At 37.5% G+C, this 15,197-nt stretch carries 15 protein-coding genes, 1 pseudogene and 2 other annotated features; of the genes and pseudogenes, 4 read left to right on the top strand and 12 right to left on the bottom strand.

From position 1 onward, the window contains the following. Positions 1–17: 17 nt before the first annotated feature. A complete protein-coding gene (locus ABH959_RS21255) occupies positions 18–800 on the bottom strand; it encodes a zinc ribbon domain-containing protein (RefSeq protein ID WP_113937714.1) in 783 nt (260 codons plus the stop codon). Positions 801–1,000: 200 nt separating this feature from the next. On the opposite strand from ABH959_RS21255, the gene ABH959_RS21250 reads away from it, so the two are divergent. After that, positions 1,001–1,834 carry a hypothetical protein gene (locus ABH959_RS21250; protein WP_113937713.1) on the top strand — a complete coding sequence of 278 codons (834 nt, stop codon included), beginning with the start codon at positions 1,001–1,003 and terminating at the stop codon, positions 1,832–1,834. A 14-nt stretch (positions 1,835–1,848) separates the two neighbouring features. Here the strand turns inward: ABH959_RS21250 and ABH959_RS21245 are convergent, their stop codons facing one another. From ABH959_RS21245 to trpE, 10 genes are all read right to left on the bottom strand, one after another. Further along, complete coding sequence (locus ABH959_RS21245; protein WP_113937712.1) at positions 1,849–2,532, bottom strand: DUF2278 family protein; 684 nt, start codon at positions 2,530–2,532, stop codon at positions 1,849–1,851. Positions 2,533–2,622: 90 nt separating this feature from the next. Beyond that, a complete protein-coding gene (locus ABH959_RS21240; protein WP_113937711.1) occupies positions 2,623–4,122 on the bottom strand; it encodes an L-lactate permease in 1,500 nt (499 codons plus the stop codon). Positions 4,123–4,249: 127 nt separating this feature from the next. Further along, positions 4,250–4,600 (bottom strand): DUF4029 domain-containing protein, encoded by a 351-nt coding sequence (locus tag ABH959_RS21235; RefSeq protein WP_002086916.1) that lies wholly within the window; start codon positions 4,598–4,600, stop codon positions 4,250–4,252. Positions 4,601–4,674: 74 nt separating this feature from the next. After that, entirely contained in the window at positions 4,675–5,451 is a 777-nt protein-coding gene (trpA, locus tag ABH959_RS21230; protein WP_002011422.1) for a tryptophan synthase subunit alpha, read from the bottom strand. 3 nt (positions 5,452–5,454) lie between these two features. After that, a complete protein-coding gene (gene trpB, locus ABH959_RS21225) occupies positions 5,455–6,648 on the bottom strand; it encodes a tryptophan synthase subunit beta (RefSeq protein WP_002086917.1) in 1,194 nt (397 codons plus the stop codon). Beyond that, entirely contained in the window at positions 6,645–7,259 is a 615-nt protein-coding gene (locus ABH959_RS21220; protein WP_113937710.1) for a phosphoribosylanthranilate isomerase, read from the bottom strand. Before ABH959_RS21220 ends, trpB begins: the two co-directional genes overlap by 4 nt. After that, on the bottom strand, positions 7,256–8,017 hold the full coding sequence (gene trpC / locus ABH959_RS21215) for an indole-3-glycerol phosphate synthase TrpC (protein ID WP_113937709.1): 762 nt from the start codon (positions 8,015–8,017) through the stop codon (positions 7,256–7,258). The genes ABH959_RS21220 and trpC overlap by 4 nt, the downstream gene beginning before the upstream one ends. Before the next feature lies 1 nt (position 8,018). Continuing rightward, positions 8,019–9,044 (bottom strand): anthranilate phosphoribosyltransferase, encoded by a 1,026-nt coding sequence (trpD, locus tag ABH959_RS21210; protein WP_113937708.1) that lies wholly within the window; start codon positions 9,042–9,044, stop codon positions 8,019–8,021. Beyond that, positions 9,041–9,628, bottom strand: a complete 588-nt coding sequence (locus ABH959_RS21205) for an anthranilate synthase component II (protein ID WP_404493131.1) — start codon at positions 9,626–9,628, stop codon at positions 9,041–9,043. The genes trpD and ABH959_RS21205 overlap by 4 nt, the downstream gene beginning before the upstream one ends. Then, entirely contained in the window at positions 9,625–11,043 is a 1,419-nt protein-coding gene (gene trpE, locus ABH959_RS21200; RefSeq protein ID WP_404493129.1) for an anthranilate synthase component I, read from the bottom strand. Before trpE ends, ABH959_RS21205 begins: the two co-directional genes overlap by 4 nt. Positions 11,044–11,094: 51 nt before the next feature. Continuing rightward, positions 11,095–11,341 (bottom strand) — a binding site (T-box leader). A 42-nt stretch (positions 11,342–11,383) separates the two neighbouring features. After that, positions 11,384–11,621 (bottom strand) — a binding site (T-box leader). 307 nt (positions 11,622–11,928) lie between these two features. On the opposite strand from trpE, the gene putP reads away from it, so the two are divergent. Both putP and ABH959_RS21190 read left to right on the top strand, forming a co-directional pair. Continuing rightward, positions 11,929–13,407, top strand: a complete 1,479-nt coding sequence (putP, locus tag ABH959_RS21195) for a sodium/proline symporter PutP (protein WP_113937705.1) — start codon at positions 11,929–11,931, stop codon at positions 13,405–13,407. Positions 13,408–13,567: 160 nt separating this feature from the next. Continuing rightward, on the top strand, positions 13,568–13,966 hold the full coding sequence (locus ABH959_RS21190; RefSeq protein WP_113937704.1) for an Ig-like domain-containing protein: 399 nt from the start codon (positions 13,568–13,570) through the stop codon (positions 13,964–13,966). A gap of 30 nt (positions 13,967–13,996) precedes the next feature. Here ABH959_RS21190 and ABH959_RS21185 read toward each other — a convergent pair. After that, positions 13,997–14,119: pseudogene (locus ABH959_RS21185) on the bottom strand (PH domain-containing protein); the annotation flags it as partial. A gap of 293 nt (positions 14,120–14,412) precedes the next feature. Here ABH959_RS21185 and ABH959_RS21180 point away from each other — a divergent pair. After that, positions 14,413–15,120, top strand: coding sequence for an IS6 family transposase (locus ABH959_RS21180; protein WP_113937703.1), 708 nt, complete (start codon positions 14,413–14,415; stop codon positions 15,118–15,120). The last annotated feature ends 77 nt before the right edge of the window (positions 15,121–15,197 follow it).

Below are 15,197 nucleotides of genomic sequence, written 5' to 3'. Positions count from 1 at the left end.
GTTCAACCACCTTTTCGTTAGAAGCCTGTTAATCCCCCGATAAAGGTTTGGATTATCGTTTTAATGTAAGACCAAAACACGATAAACGTTGCAATTCCGATTAAAACATTTGCGATAATAAGTGTGTACACAGGATCTAATCCGCCGTTGTCTAGTTTTAATATAGCTACAATTATACTAATTACCATATACGTTGTAGCTATCCATAGTAATATTGGTAAGAAAAAGATTAATAAAAAACTAAAAAGAAAAGAAAGAACTAGTATAGCAATAGCTGGCGTCGCTATCGTCCCCCATATACCGAATGCTTCAAGAAAAGAAAAAGATGATTTCATCATCTTACCACTTACAAAAATAATAAATCCGACAAATAAAGTTAAAATTAATAAAAAGAAAAAGACCATTACAGATTCTCCAAAGAAAGTAGGAGTAGATACATCTGGCACTAATGTCCTCGTAACAGTCGCCGCTGCGCTCATCATTCTATAAAAAATACACGCTCCTAAAAAACAAATAAGCACAAGACTTACAATTCCATTTCGCACTTCAATATTTCCACTTTCCATAATGGCCGATGGTGATTTAAAAGCATTTTTAAAGAACTGAAAATAGCCACTTGCAAATTGTTTCGCTTGCTCTACCGTTTCATTCGGACGAGTTTCCTTTACTCGTGCCGGGCGCGATAGCTGCCCTTCTTCCTGCCCACCACTCGCTACCACTTCTTCCGTTAACGAATGTCCACAATTCCCGCAAAACCTTGCTTCCGCTGCATTTTCAGTATTACATGCCGGACATTTCATTCTCTCATCCCTCCTTAAGCATATACCTTATAGGGTGTTACAAATTCAATATATGACTTTGTACATAAAACATGACTACAAGAAAAAGAATATGAAATCCTTCTTTTAAACGAAACTATGTGTGCTAGTATTATAGAAAAATAATGGTATTATGAAACAGAGCAAATAAAGTGAAACTTTAAACAGATTGGATGAAGACAGTGGAATTTGTAAACTCGATTTTTCAAACACTCCTTACAAGCGTGATCCAATTATTTTCTTTAATTGGTGTCATCATTGTAATTGGATTTATATTAGGTTATTTAGAATCTCTCACACGAACGTATTGGTCGAGAGCTTTTGGTAGGAAAGGCTTTCTTTTGACTGCGTGGATTGGTGTTCCTATTCATGAACTTGGACATGCAATTATGTGTCTATTATTCCGCCATAAAATTGTAGCAACGCAGTTCTTCCCGACAGATACAAGTCAAGGAGCTTTAGGTTACGTCCAACATCAATACAATCAAAAAAGCGTATATCAACGAATCGGTAATTTCTTTATCGGCATCGGTCCTATTATTTCTGGTATTACTGCCTTAATACTTTTAATGCGCTATTTCGTACCAGAGTCATATTATTTATTTAATACGAATCTGGAAAAAACTGTTGCATCGACTTCTATTAACTTAGACATGATCCAAAACATGCTACTATCGACATTTGTATTATTGAAAAGCTTATTTACATTTAACAATTTATTGAATCCTTCATTTTGGTTATTTTTATTTATCGCTATTTGTATTTCTGCACATATCGCTTTAAGTAAACCCGACATTAAAGGATCAATAGACGGTGTTATCGTCATGTTTATCATGTTATTTTTATTCAATATAATTGCAGGACTTTTTCAGTACGATAGTAACCAACTCATCGGAAAAATGATGAAGTATAATATGTATCTCATCGCGTTTTCTAGTGTGGCGCTTCTTTTCTCTTGTATTTCTACACTTGTGAGTTTTGTGTTTTATAAAATAAGAGGAGGGCGTTCATTGTGAACGCCCTCTTCCCATCAATTATTTCTCTTATAATCACAATGCTCAACCGGAACACGAGCATGCCCTTCTTCATCCGTACACCATGACTGTGACTGAAAGGCAAGAAAAATACCAATCCACTCTTCCTTCTTCTCAAAGTGAATCAATATCCCACCGTCTTGCCATTTGCCATCATCACCTTGCCATTTCTCTACATTCCCTTGATTCATATGAATATCGTGTATACCGTTTCCAGGTGTAAAGTGGAAATACGAATCCGGAACCTTTTCTTCTGGTCCCCACCTTTCACCAAACGCATAAATAATCGCCTTTTCTTCTATTGCTCGCTTTATATAACGCTCTATCTTTTCATTTAAATCATTATCAACTCCTGCTTTTTCAGCAGGTAAAGGAATCATTTGCTTTGAATCAAATAAATTACCTCTTACATAATCTAAAGCTATTTTCGGTTCATTATTTTTTATTTCTGTAAAACCGAACGGTAATGTCGGTAAAATATGAATCGCCTCTGATCGAATATCGTCGCTCGCAAAATATAAAACTTCCGATGGATAACTTTGCGATTTCACGTTAATTGCAATGCGATAATCTACTCCTGCTTCACCTTGTAAATGAACTTGATAATGAGGTGTTTTGCCTTTTCCAATCTTAGATTGTATAACTGTACCTTTTAATACACCGTAGTTTTTTAAGGGCATACCTTTCATCTCCTATTCATTTAGTAGAAGCTTTTCATATTTAAAACATTATCCAGTCATAAAGAAAATCCTCCTATGTTAGGAGGATTTTTAATTTCTCAATATATACCAAAAGAAAACTTCCACTACTACAAGTAACACCGCACCAAAAATCATTAACGTCGTCTTCTTTAATAGTTCATTTTCACGATACGGGATATTGCATAAATACGCGCCTAGTGTAATCCGTGATGGACAAGCGATTGTCGCTACTGATGATGCGGTGTTTTGGAGCGTTGTGACGTATTGCCACGGGAGTGCTACGTTTTGGGCTGTTTGCATTTGTAGCTTTATAAACATCGCATTTGATCCTGCGTTACTACCAGTTAAAAAACCGCCAATTCCGCCTATGAATGGAGCAACGAAAACGAAAAAGGTACCAAAGGTTTCACCAGCTGTTTTTGCGAGTAATGAATGCATACCAGATGCGCCCATTAGTTCTGAAATTGCAATGAACATCGTCGTTGTAATAGCGAAAGGAATCCATTGTTTTATCGTTTGCGAGAGTGATTGTTTAATAACATTAGATGGAATGCGGAAGAAAATAATTGTAAATAAACAAGTCATGGCGAGCCAAAATCCTGGCGAATATAGTAGCTCTAGTTTGTAAGAATATGATTTTAAATCGAGAACTGCATATGACCTAAGAAAATCATGTAATGCTGGAACGAGGCGAGAAAGTAAAATACAAACTGTTAAGAATATATAAGGACTAATAATTTTTATAATCGATACTTCTCTCTCCGTAGCCGCCGCATGTTCTGTTAAAAGGTTTTGCTCATCTTTTCCTTTTAACTTAATGATTAAAAAACCAAATGAAATGGTAACGATAGAACTTAATATCCCTGCTAGTTCAACACTTACGTATGCGTTAGAAAGATAGATTCCGAGAGAAAATAATAGAAAGAATCCTACTCCTTCCTTCCACTTTTCTATAACTGCCTGCCAGCCACCGACAACGTATAAAGAAAGGAAGATAAAGTATGCGAAAATCGGGATGCTTAATAATGCTGTATTTGTACCAAGAGTTGTGAGCGGCATGTTAATAAGCTGAGAACCGATAATCGTACCCGTTGCCATTGCGCCCCATGAACTTGCAAGTAAACCGATAAACGATAGTAGCACAGCTTGAAACGGTTTATAACCGAGCGAAAGAAAAATAGGTGCTGCGACCATAAAACCAATTCCGAATCCACTCACTGATTCAATAAGTGGACAAATACCAAAACACATAAGAAGCATTTGCAATAATCGATCGCGCGTGACTTGTTCTAGAAATCGTGCTACTTGATCGATGTATCCCATTTTGTTCATGAGGTGAAATAAAAAAATACCGAAAAATAAAACGTATCCGACAATGAAACAAATTAACCACCCTTTAATTGTTGCGTGTACAGTTTCACTTATCCCTAATTGAAACGTTGGCGAGAGTAAAACGATTCCGACAGAAACGGTATAAGAGATTAATGAGGCTCTTAATGACGTTTGTTTAAACAAAAACAAACAAATAAAAATCATCATAATCGGGATAAGTGCCAACAATATGGCCATGCTATCATCTCTTTTCGTAAAAATTGCAATTTTTAACTATTATATAACAGATGTTATGATTTTCAATTATTTTTATAACAGATTTAAAAAAGGAGCCGCTTGGCTCCTTTTTTGAATAACTAATATTTTATCTTTTATCCTGAAAAACAGTCTGCTGTCCAATCATTTTTTCTAGCACAACAAACACAATATAAGCACATATTACTTGCAATACAATATTCCCAAGTTTTATTAATTCAAATGAATGGATCCATTGGAATAATTCACTTAATAATACAATCGAAACGATACTAAATAGTTCTATACTAACCGAAAATATACATACTTCTAAAATAGATTGCTCTTGTATTCGATTTAATTGGGAAAAGATGAATACATATCCTAAAAACAGAGCCATCAACTCTATTTTCGTCATGCTAATGAGCCAAGCGTATAATGGTACAGTTAAAAGAAGATATAATAGTTTACGTCTTAGCATGCCTTCTCACCCTCTAAGTTATAAGTATTTTCTGTATATTTTAACATTTATTACACAAAAGAAACAGAAGAGACTTAAGCCTCTTCTGTTTCTTTTACTGCATGTATTAACTCACAAATTTCTTCTCGCTTTTCATTTTCTAACAGCTCAATGACTTTACTTCCAACGACAACGCCGTCACATATTGTAATCATTTCTTCAATTTGCTCTCGTGTTGAAATACCGAATCCTGCGACTACTGGTAAGTGGACGTGTGCTTTTACTTTTTCTAAGTAACTACGAATCTCATCTTTAAAATTTTGACGTACTCCCGTTACGCCCGCTACTGTAACGGCGTAGACGAATCCTTGTGATTCACTCGTAATTTTTTCGATTCGTTCAATAGGGCTCGTTACGGTAACGAGTGGAATTAAAGCGATATTCGCCACGCGAAGGAGCGGTGCAATAATGTCTTGTTCTTCATACGGTAAGTCTGGAACGATAATACCGTCCACCCCTGCTTCAAGACAGCTCTCAATGAAACGTTCCTTTCCGAATGCGAGTACTGGATTTAAATATGTCATAAGTACAAATGGAATTTGAACTTCTTGCCTCACCTCTATTAATGCTTGAAAAATACCTTTCAATGTTACACCGCTATCTAATGCTCTTTTTCCTGCCCTTTGAATAGTTGGACCGTCTGCGACTGGATCTGAAAATGGGATACCAATTTCAACGATGCTTGCTCCTGCTTCATCAAGAAAACGAATTCTTTCTTTTAACTTTTCAAGTCCACCATCTCCGCCCATTACATACGGAATAAATGCTTTCTTGCCATTTTCAAACGCTGCTATAATTTTTTCTACTCCCATTTTTTACACCTCTTCCATATAACGTTTTATACTCTCTACATCTTTATCACCGCGGCCGGATAAACAAATGACAAGTCCTTCGTCTTTCTTCATTTGCGGCGCTAGTTTTAAAGCGTATGCAACAGCATGTGAACTTTCTAATGCCGGGATAATCCCTTCTTTTTTCGTTAATAATTGAAATGCTTCTAACGCTTCTTCATCTGTAATGGAATGATAAGAAACGCGGCCAATATCTTTTAGCAAGCTATGTTCTGGCCCAACACCTGGGTAATCCAGCCCTGCCGAAATAGAGTGTGCTTCTTGAATTTGCCCTTCTTCATTTTGCAGAAGGTACATCATCGATCCGTGTAAAACACCGACACTTCCTTTCGTTAAAGTGGCTGCGTGCTTTTCTGTGTGAACACCTTTTCCAGCTGCTTCAACACCGTAAAGAGCAACTTCTTCATCGTGTACGAACGGATAAAACATTCCCATTGCATTACTACCACCGCCAATACAAGCAACGACTGCTTCTGGTAATTTTCCTTCTAACGCTTCGTATTGCTTTTTCGTTTCTTTCCCAATTACACTTTGGAAATCACGAACAATTTGCGGGAATGGATGTGGCCCGAGAACTGATCCCATAATGTAGTGCGTATCGTGTACATGTGAAACCCAGTAACGAAGCGCCTCGTTTACCGCATCTTTCAACGTGCCGCTACCTGCCGCAACGCTTTCTACTTTTGCTCCGAGTAATTCCATTCGAAACACGTTTAATTTTTGTCGTCTCACATCTTCTTCTCCCATGAAGATGACGCATTCTAAACCGAAAAGTGCACATACAGTAGCTGTTGCAACTCCGTGTTGTCCTGCTCCTGTTTCAGCGACAACTTTCTTCTTACCCATTCTTACCGCAAGAAGTGCTTGACCGATTGTATTGTTAATTTTATGAGCTCCCGTATGGTTCAAATCTTCACGTTTCAAATAAATCTTTGCTCCGCCGCAATACTTCGTCATATTTTCAGCGAAATAAAGCGGTGTTTCTCTTCCAACGTACGTTTGTAAATAATGATCTAATTCCTTTTGAAACGCTTCATCTTGCATCGCTTCTTTATATGCTTCTTCTAGTTCTAATACGGATTGCATTAACGTTTCTGGAACGTATCGTCCTCCGTATATACCGTAATGCCCTTTTTCATCTGGATATGCATAATTCATTTGGAACACTCCTTCGCTTTTTTAATAAATTGTTTTATTTTCTCCAAATCTTTCTTTCCTTCTGTCTCTACTCCGCTGCTCACATCGATCATATATGGCTGAACGGTTCGAATTGCTTCTTCTATATTAAGGATGTTTAATCCGCCAGCTAATATCGTTTTCTCTCGCAATGCTTTTGGCATATGTGCAAGTAACTCCCATGAGAATGTCTTTCCGTTTCCTCCGTGGAACTTTTCTTTCGGGCTATCAAATAACAAATAATCTGTATCGTATTTTTTCGCACATTCAATATCTTTCTCTAAAGCTACTCCTACCGCTTTTATAGACGGAATATTCAATCTTACGATTTGATCATTGTCTTCATCCCCATGTAGTTGCACATGCGTTAACCCGCACTCCTCTGCAATTTTCTGGATCACTTCTACTGATTCATTTACGAAAACACCGACCTTGAAAACGTGGGCTGGAATTTCCCCAATAATTTCTTTCGCTTGCCCTGGAGTGATTTGGCGTTTACTTTCTGCAAAAACAAATCCGATTGCATCTGCGCCATATTCACACGCACTTTGCGCTGTTTCCATATCAGTGATGCCGCAAATCTTCACTTTCATATGCTCACCTTACAGTCTTCGAAAAAGTTACTTATAGAAGATGATGTCATAAGCGCTTCTCCGACTAATACGCCTTTTGCACCAGCTCGTTTGACGCGAATGATATCTTCTTTTGAATGAATGCCGCTTTCACTAATCCAAAGTAGGTTTTCCTCATTCAGCCGTTTTCCGAGCTTTTCAGTTTGGCTTAAATCTACTTCAAATGTTTTTAAATTACGGTTGTTAATACCGATAACGTGCGGATTTAATCGGATTGCAATTTCTAATTCCTGTTCATCATGAACTTCAACAATCGCTTCTAATCCTTTTTCTAGCACGTAGTTATAAAGCTCGTTTAATTTCTCTTTTGACAATGCTGCAACAATTAATAAAATAAGATCTGCACCAGCTTCATACGCTCTATCAATTTGGATTTTATCGATTATAAAATCTTTACATAAAAGCGGAATGTTACTTTCTGCTCTTGCCGTTTGTAAGTCGTGAAACGACCCTTTAAAAAATTGACCGTCTGTTAAAACCGAAACTGCTCCAGCACCGCATTCTTCATATGTTTTCACTTGTTTTGGCACATCAACGTGTAAATTAATATCGCCTTTTGATGGAGACGCTCGCTTTACCTCTGCTATTACAGTAAACTGCTCTAAAGCTTTTACAAGTGAGTGTGTTTTCCTTTTTTCTTTCACTGGTGAATATGTTTCATATAACTCCGCAACTTCTACTTTCTTTTGCACTACAATTTTGTCTAAAATCGTCCCCATTTTAATTCACCCTTTCTAATTTTTCATGGCTTGCTGCAATTAATAAGTTTAGTTTGGCTAATGCTTTTCCAGAGTCAATGCTATGTGCCGCTAGTATAATTCCTTCTTCAATCGTTTCTGCTCTTCCATTTGCGAAAAGGGCTAGACCTGCATTTAATAAAACAGTATCGCGATAGACACTCTTTTCTCCGCTTAATACTCCGAGCGTAATCTTTGCATTTTCTTTTGAATTCCCACCTCTAATTTCTTCATTTTTCACTCTTGAAAAACCATACTTTTCTGGATCAATACTCATTTCTACTATTTCATTATCTTTTAAAACGACGACATGATTTTCTCCCTGTAATGATGCTTCATCTAAAAAGCCACTTCCGTTTACGACGAGCGCTTGTTTTCTGCCAAGTTTCTGCAATACTTCCGCTACCGGCAATAACATATCTCGCTTATAAATACCGACAAATTGTGTTTCTAAATTAACCGGATTCGTCAACGGTCCAATTAAGTTAAAGATCGTCGGAACGTTTAATTCTTTTCTTATTTTCATAATGCGTCTTAATGCTGGATGCATCGCTGGTGCGAATAAGAAGGCAATACCTACATTCTCTAATAAATAGTCAATCTCACCCGGCGTGCAGCTTATGTTTACACCGAGTTCTTCTAATAAATCAGCACTTCCTGTTTTACTAGAAACAGCGCGGTTTCCATGTTTCGCAACCTTTACACCAGCTCCGGCAAGTACAAATGCCGATGTTGTACTAATATTGAATGTTTGTGCACCGTCACCACCCGTTCCGCAATTGTCCATCGCGCCTTTTATATGATTTGAAAACGGTAATGCCTTTTCTCGAAGAGCACGAACGAGACCGTATATTTCTTCTGCTGTTTCGCCTTTCGCTTTCAACAATACTAAGAAAGCTGCAACTTCACTTTCCAATATGTTGTCACTTAATAAAAGAAGTCCCGCTTCATACATTTCTTCTTCTGTTAAATGTTGTCCCTCTACTAATTTTCGAAGATAACTGTTCATACTCTCTCCTCCTCTTTCACTTCTGCTAAAAAGGCACGTATTAACTTTCCGCCTTCTTCTGTTGCAATTGATTCTGGGTGAAACTGTAATCCGAAGAGCGGATAATAGTTGTGACGAACTGCCATGATTTCTCCGTCATCCATCGCTGTCGCAAGTATGTCAAAGCATTGTGGTAAACTATTTTGCGCTGCGACGAGTGAATGGTAACGCATTGCCGTTAGCGGCTGCGTAACGTACGAAAAGATTGACGTTCCGTTATGTTTCACACGCGACGTTTTTCCATGTTTAATGCGCTCTGCCCTAACAATTTTTCCTCCAAATGCGGATATGATTGCTTGATGGCCAAGACAAATTCCTAAGATGGGAACGTTCTTATAAAAGTGACGAATAACATCGATACAAATTCCAGCATCTTCTGGTTTCCCAGGTCCTGGTGATAGCACAATTCCTTTCGGCTTCATCTCCTCTAATTGTTCAATTGTTATTTGATCATTTCTTACGACAACAATTTCTGCCTCGTACTCGCCTAACAGTTGATACAAGTTATATGTGAATGAATCATAATTATCGATAAGTACAATCATTTCATAACCTCCAAAAGCGCTCTCGCTTTATTTAATGTTTCTTCATACTCAGCAACCGGGTCTGAATCGTAGACGATACCCGCTCCTGCCTGAACGTACGCTTTCTCATCTTTCACAACCATCGTTCGAATTGCTAGCGCCATATCAAGATTTCCTGAGAATGAAATATATCCAACTGCTCCGGCGTATACATTTCTTTTTTCATGCTCTAACGTATTAATAATTTCCATCGCTCTAATTTTCGGAGCACCTGATACTGTACCAGCTGGTAAACAATACGCTAATGCGTCAAATCCACTCGTTTGTTTTCGCAATGTTCCGTAAACTTCAGATACAATGTGCATAACGTGAGAGTATTTTTCTACTTTCATATATTTATCTATCGTCACAGAGCCAATTTCACTTACTCTGCCAATATCATTTCGTCCTAGGTCCACAAGCATCATATGCTCTGCTCGCTCTTTCTCATTTCCTAACAGTTCTTTTTCGATTTCCTCATCTTCCTGCTTCGTTTTCCCTCTCGTCCTCGTACCGGCAATTGGGTTTGTCATCACCTTATCGTCTCTTACTGATAGTAAACTTTCTGGTGAAGAGCCAAGTACAACATAATCTTGAAAATCGATATAGAACATATATGGTGATGGATTTGCAATTCGAAGTTTCCGGTATAATGCAAATGGATCTCCAATACATTCACTTTGCAAACGCTGGGATAATACAACTTGAAAAATATCTCCGGACCGAATGTATTCTTTCGCTGTTTCTACCATTTCACAAAATTCTTTTTCAGTTATGGACGAAGTGAATGATAACGTTGATTGTATTTCATTTACTTCCGCTTCTTCTCCCTTTAACACTTCCTCTTTGTATACTTGCAATCTTTCGTATACTTCTTCATAAGAAGCTGAATCGTCTTCCCTGCATACATATACAAACGACAACTTTTGGCGTAAATGATCGTAAACGGTAGACTCACGATATAGTAAAAGGTGTACTTCTGGAATATTTAATGGATCGTGTAAATCTGCTCCAATGTTTTCATACTGCCGAATGACATCATAGCCAATATAACCAACTGCTCCTCCGCAAAATGGGAACGGACTGTCTACTTGCAATGGTGCGATTACCTCTTCTAACACTTGCAGTACGTTAGCTTGCAACTTTTCTGTTTGCCCATATGTCGTTCGTTCGACTTCCATACCAACGCTTTTCACTTCTCCATAAGGATTACACCCTAAGTAAGAATAGCGCCCTTTATCTTGATGAAGCTGCGAGCTTTCTAGTAAAAACTTTTTCTTCCCCTTCATACGTCTATATAAAGAAATTGGCGTAATGCTATCTCCTTCTTCTTCAGCGATTACTAAAAATGTGTTTCTTTGTTCTTTTTGCTTCATAAATTCCTCTTTTGTCATCATGCCTTTCACCTCACTCTGAAAAATAAAAAAGTCCCCTACATATCGAAATATGTAGAGGACGATAAATTTACCGTGGTACCACCTCAGGTTGGACGCAAAAGCATCCCGCTTTATTCAGGTACAAAATATATACCTTATCCTTTTAACGGCGGAACCCGGGTTGCCTACTGAATAGAAATTGTTCAGCATACCTCTCGTAAGCCCATTCCGTATATGGCACCGTACCGGGCTCCCACCTGCTCCCGGCTCTCTGTAACGTCTCCAAATATACGTACTCTTCTTACTTAAACGATTTAGCTTATTTAATTTTTTATACACAAAAAGGGAGTACTCATCCTATAGAAAGGACGGGTACTCCCGTGGTGCCACCTTAATTCGTTACGAATGTAACGCACTTTGCCGTATCAAAAATAATACGTGTCTCTTATATCGATGAGATCATGTCGCCAAAGCCTACTTCTTTCGTTTCGGTTTGGAAGCTCCGAAGCCCATTCCACATCAATTCCATACTGATTCGCACCAACCATCAGCTCTCTGACATGTTCATCATGTGTACTCTTCTTCATCAACGCTTGCATTTTTTTAAGTTGCACTCATTATAGACCTAACTTTTTTCACAAGTCAATACTTTTTTCAAAAAAATATTTCTCTCTTCTTTCAATATTATATTGACAAAACAACGTGTTTTTATGTAAATATAATAAATACTCTATTAAAATTAAGGTTTTTTTGTCTGAAATTTATATATTAAAAAAGTAAAAAGATGTCAAAAAACGCTTACATTTCTGAAAATTCGTATTTCTGTATGGATTTTTCAGAATAATCATGATAGATTATAAATATGCATAACGCATCAAAAGACATGACAAAAGGAAGGGGAACTACATGAGTACGCAGATGTTAACTTTAACTTCTATCTCTATTTACATGCTCGGGATGTTAGTAATCGGCTATTTCGCCTACAAACGAACGTCCAACTTAACAGATTATATGCTTGGCGGGCGCACACTAGGCCCCGCAGTAACAGCATTAAGTGCTGGAGCATCCGATATGAGTGGTTGGCTTTTAATGGGATTACCCGGTGCAATGTTTAGCGTTGGATTAAGTAGTAGTTGGATTGCGCTCGGCCTAACACTAGGCGCATACGCAAACTGGCTTTATGTCGCTCCTCGCTTACGTACCTACTCTGAAATGGCAAACAACTCTATTACTATCCCAGAATTTTTGGAACACCGCTTCCACGACAAATCTCATATGCTACGCTTAGTATCCGGACTTGTTATTATGATTTTCTTTACTTTTTATGTAGCTTCAGGACTAGTTTCAGGTGCTGTATTATTTGAAAATTCATTTGGTATGAACTATCATGTTGGATTATTCATTGTCGCAGCAGTTGTCGTGGCTTACACATTATTTGGTGGTTTCTTAGCAGTAAGTTGGACAGACTTCGTGCAAGGAATCATTATGGTAATTGCTCTTATTCTTGTTCCTATCGTAACAATTATGAATTCGAACGGACTTGGACCTGCGTTTGATACAATTCGATCTGTAGATCCAACACGTTTAGATATTTTTAAAGGTGCCTCTACTTTAGGAATGATTTCTTTATTCGCATGGGGCCTTGGTTATGTTGGACAACCTCATATTATCGTACGCTTTATGGCTATTTCGTCTGTAAAAGAAATTAAAAGCGCACGAAGAATTGGTATGAGCTGGATGATTTTCTCTGTTGTCGGAGCTATGTTTACTGGTCTGATCGGTATTGCTTACTATTCACAACAAGGGTTGACATTATCTAATCCAGAGACAATTTTCCTTGAACTTGGAAAAATTTTATTCCATCCACTTATTACTGGATTTTTATTAGCAGCGATTTTAGCAGCGATTATGAGTACAATCTCATCTCAGCTTCTTGTTACTTCTAGTGCTATAACAGAAGATTTATATCGTACATTCTTTAAACGTTCTGCTTCTGATAAAGAGCTTGTATTTGTCGGTCGTATGGCTGTACTTGTTATCGCCTTAGTCGGGTGCGCATTAGCGTTTAAACAAAATGATACGATTTTAGCTCTTGTTGGATATGCTTGGGCTGGATTTGGTTCTTCATTTGGACCCGCTATTTTATTAAGCTTATATTGGAAACGTATGACGAAATGGGGCGCACTTGCTGGCATGATTTCAGGTGCAGCCACAGTAATTATTTGGACACAGTTTAAATTCTTAAAAGATTTCTTATATGAAATGATTCCTGGTTTCGCTATTAGTTTAATAGTGATCGTAATTGTTAGTTTACTAACACAGCCTTCAAAAGAAGTTGAAGAGAAATTTGAGGATTTTGAAAAACAACACCGTAATAATCTATAAAAAGAAAGCTCTGCTGTTATCGCAACAGCAGAGCTTTCTTTTTACAGTTCGACAATCTTCTTCTCAAATTTAACAAATTCTTTATGTTTCGTTAAATTTAATATAACACTGCTCCTTTATAGTATTAGTATCAGCACTTATACAGAAAGGGGACTCCAACATGTTAGCAGCTTTCCAGCAACAACACATAAGAAAATTTTCACCTATTACAAATACTTCTGCTTCTCGTTTAAACATTCAACCTAATCCATCCAAAATTTCAATTGCTCCTTCTGTTATATCTGTAATTGGTATTCATATACAGAAAAATAAGCTTAAAATAAAAACCGGACAAAGTGCCGATTTATCAGCTTCCGTTTTGCCAATGCAGGCAAAGAATCAAGAGCTTATTTGGACAAATATGAACTCCGACGTCATCACCATCTATCCGAAAGGTGAGACAGTAACGATTACTGGAAAAAGTGCAGGAAGAGCAGTCGTAATTGTCACAACTGCTGAAGGAAAATTCCGCGACTTATGTGTCGTTCACGTGCAACCTTATATGACAAATCCAAAGTAACATAAAGAGAGTAGATATGAATCCACTCTCTTACTTTATTTCAATCCCAGGATTTTTTCTTTTTAACAACAAAATAAATTCTTCTTTATTTCTTGGAGAAATAAGTTCTGTTTCATATGATCCGTAAACAATTTCTAATCGATCGAATGATAAAGTGAAACTTTAATCAGTGGGGGGGGTGTTCATCCCCCACTGATTATTAGTTGAACCAATCGGGCGTTTACGGGCAGTTGACCTCACACCTAACTTCTTTGCTTCAGCCGAATTTTGAGGTGGGAGTTTTACTGCTCGTTAATGCGGGATAATGCACGAGCTGCTATTGGATTTTTCGTATTTGAAATTTGTTTTATATCTGGTTCTGGTGCAAAAACTTAAGGACAATTGCAATGAATCTATAAATCTTGGACATACTGTTACTATTACTTTAAAAAGGGTACGTGATTGGTATGGAAAAGGAAAATGTATTCAAATGGAAGCATTATCTGCCTGATATTATTTTGTTAACAGTAAGATGGTACCTACGGTACAACCTCAGTTTTCGTGATTTGGTGGAAATGCTAGAAGAACGGGGGTTATCCATTTCTCATACAACGATTATGCGTTGGGTTCATCAGTATGGTCCTGAATTGGACAAACGAATCCGTCGTCACCTCAAACAAACAAATGACTCTTGGAGAGTCGATGAAACATATATCAAAGTAAAAGGTCAATGGATGTATCTGTATCGTGCTGTTGATTCGAAAGGAAACACAATTGATTTTTTCCTAAACAAAACAAGAGACCAGAAGGCTGCAAAGCGCTTTTTCAAGAAAGCTTTGCGGTCTTTTCATGTTTCAAAACCACGTGTTATAACAGTCGATAAGAACCCGGTTTATCCTATAGCAATTGAGCAGTTGAAAAAAGAAAAAAGCATACCTGATGGTATGCAACTTAGACAACAAAAGTACTTGAATAACATAGTAGAACAAGATCATCGCTTTATAAAGAAGCGAATCCGTTCTATGCTAGGGCTCAAATGTTTTGACACAGCTACATCTATTCTTTCTGGAGTAGAAGCCATGCATATGATTAAAAAAGAGCAGCTTGATTTACGGGACCAGTCTGTCCAAAATCAGAAAGAATTCATCCATCAATTGTTTGGACTTGCAGCATAAGATACGATTCCGTTAGGAATATATGTGCTTTATTCTCTTGTATTTTATTTTTGCACCAGAACCCTTCAAGACCTTAG

The organism is Bacillus sp. RC51, from assembly GCF_044908115.1.
Taxonomy (GTDB): domain Bacteria; phylum Bacillota; class Bacilli; order Bacillales; family Bacillaceae_G; genus Bacillus_A; species Bacillus_A mycoides.
This window is presented reverse-complemented; position numbering and strand designations above follow the sequence as displayed.

What these genes read in the sequence shown, in the direction of transcription:
- ABH959_RS21205 (WP_404493131.1), bottom strand. Translation starts at nt 9,628, where the DNA reads ATGATTGTACTTATCGATAATTATGATTCATTCACATATAACTTGTAT.
- ABH959_RS21240 (WP_113937711.1), bottom strand. Translation starts at nt 4,122, where the DNA reads ATGGCCATATTGTTGGCACTTATCCCGATTATGATGATTTTTATTTGT.
- putP (WP_113937705.1), top strand. Translation starts at nt 11,929, where the DNA reads ATGAGTACGCAGATGTTAACTTTAACTTCTATCTCTATTTACATGCTC.
- trpA (WP_002011422.1), bottom strand. Translation starts at nt 5,451, where the DNA reads ATGGGAGTAGAAAAAATTATAGCAGCGTTTGAAAATGGCAAGAAAGCA.
- trpD (WP_113937708.1), bottom strand. Translation starts at nt 9,044, where the DNA reads ATGAACAGTTATCTTCGAAAATTAGTAGAGGGACAACATTTAACAGAA.
- trpC (WP_113937709.1), bottom strand. Translation starts at nt 8,017, where the DNA reads ATGGGGACGATTTTAGACAAAATTGTAGTGCAAAAGAAAGTAGAAGTT.
- ABH959_RS21255 (WP_113937714.1), bottom strand. Translation starts at nt 800, where the DNA reads ATGAAATGTCCGGCATGTAATACTGAAAATGCAGCGGAAGCAAGGTTT.
- trpE (WP_404493129.1), bottom strand. Translation starts at nt 11,043, where the DNA reads ATGATGACAAAAGAGGAATTTATGAAGCAAAAAGAACAAAGAAACACA.
- trpB (WP_002086917.1), bottom strand. Translation starts at nt 6,648, where the DNA reads ATGAATTATGCATATCCAGATGAAAAAGGGCATTACGGTATATACGGA.
- ABH959_RS21190 (WP_113937704.1), top strand. Translation starts at nt 13,568, where the DNA reads ATGTTAGCAGCTTTCCAGCAACAACACATAAGAAAATTTTCACCTATT.
- ABH959_RS21220 (WP_113937710.1), bottom strand. Translation starts at nt 7,259, where the DNA reads ATGAAAGTGAAGATTTGCGGCATCACTGATATGGAAACAGCGCAAAGT.
- ABH959_RS21235 (WP_002086916.1), bottom strand. Translation starts at nt 4,600, where the DNA reads ATGCTAAGACGTAAACTATTATATCTTCTTTTAACTGTACCATTATAC.
- ABH959_RS21245 (WP_113937712.1), bottom strand. Translation starts at nt 2,532, where the DNA reads ATGCCCTTAAAAAACTACGGTGTATTAAAAGGTACAGTTATACAATCT.
- ABH959_RS21180 (WP_113937703.1), top strand. Translation starts at nt 14,413, where the DNA reads ATGGAAAAGGAAAATGTATTCAAATGGAAGCATTATCTGCCTGATATT.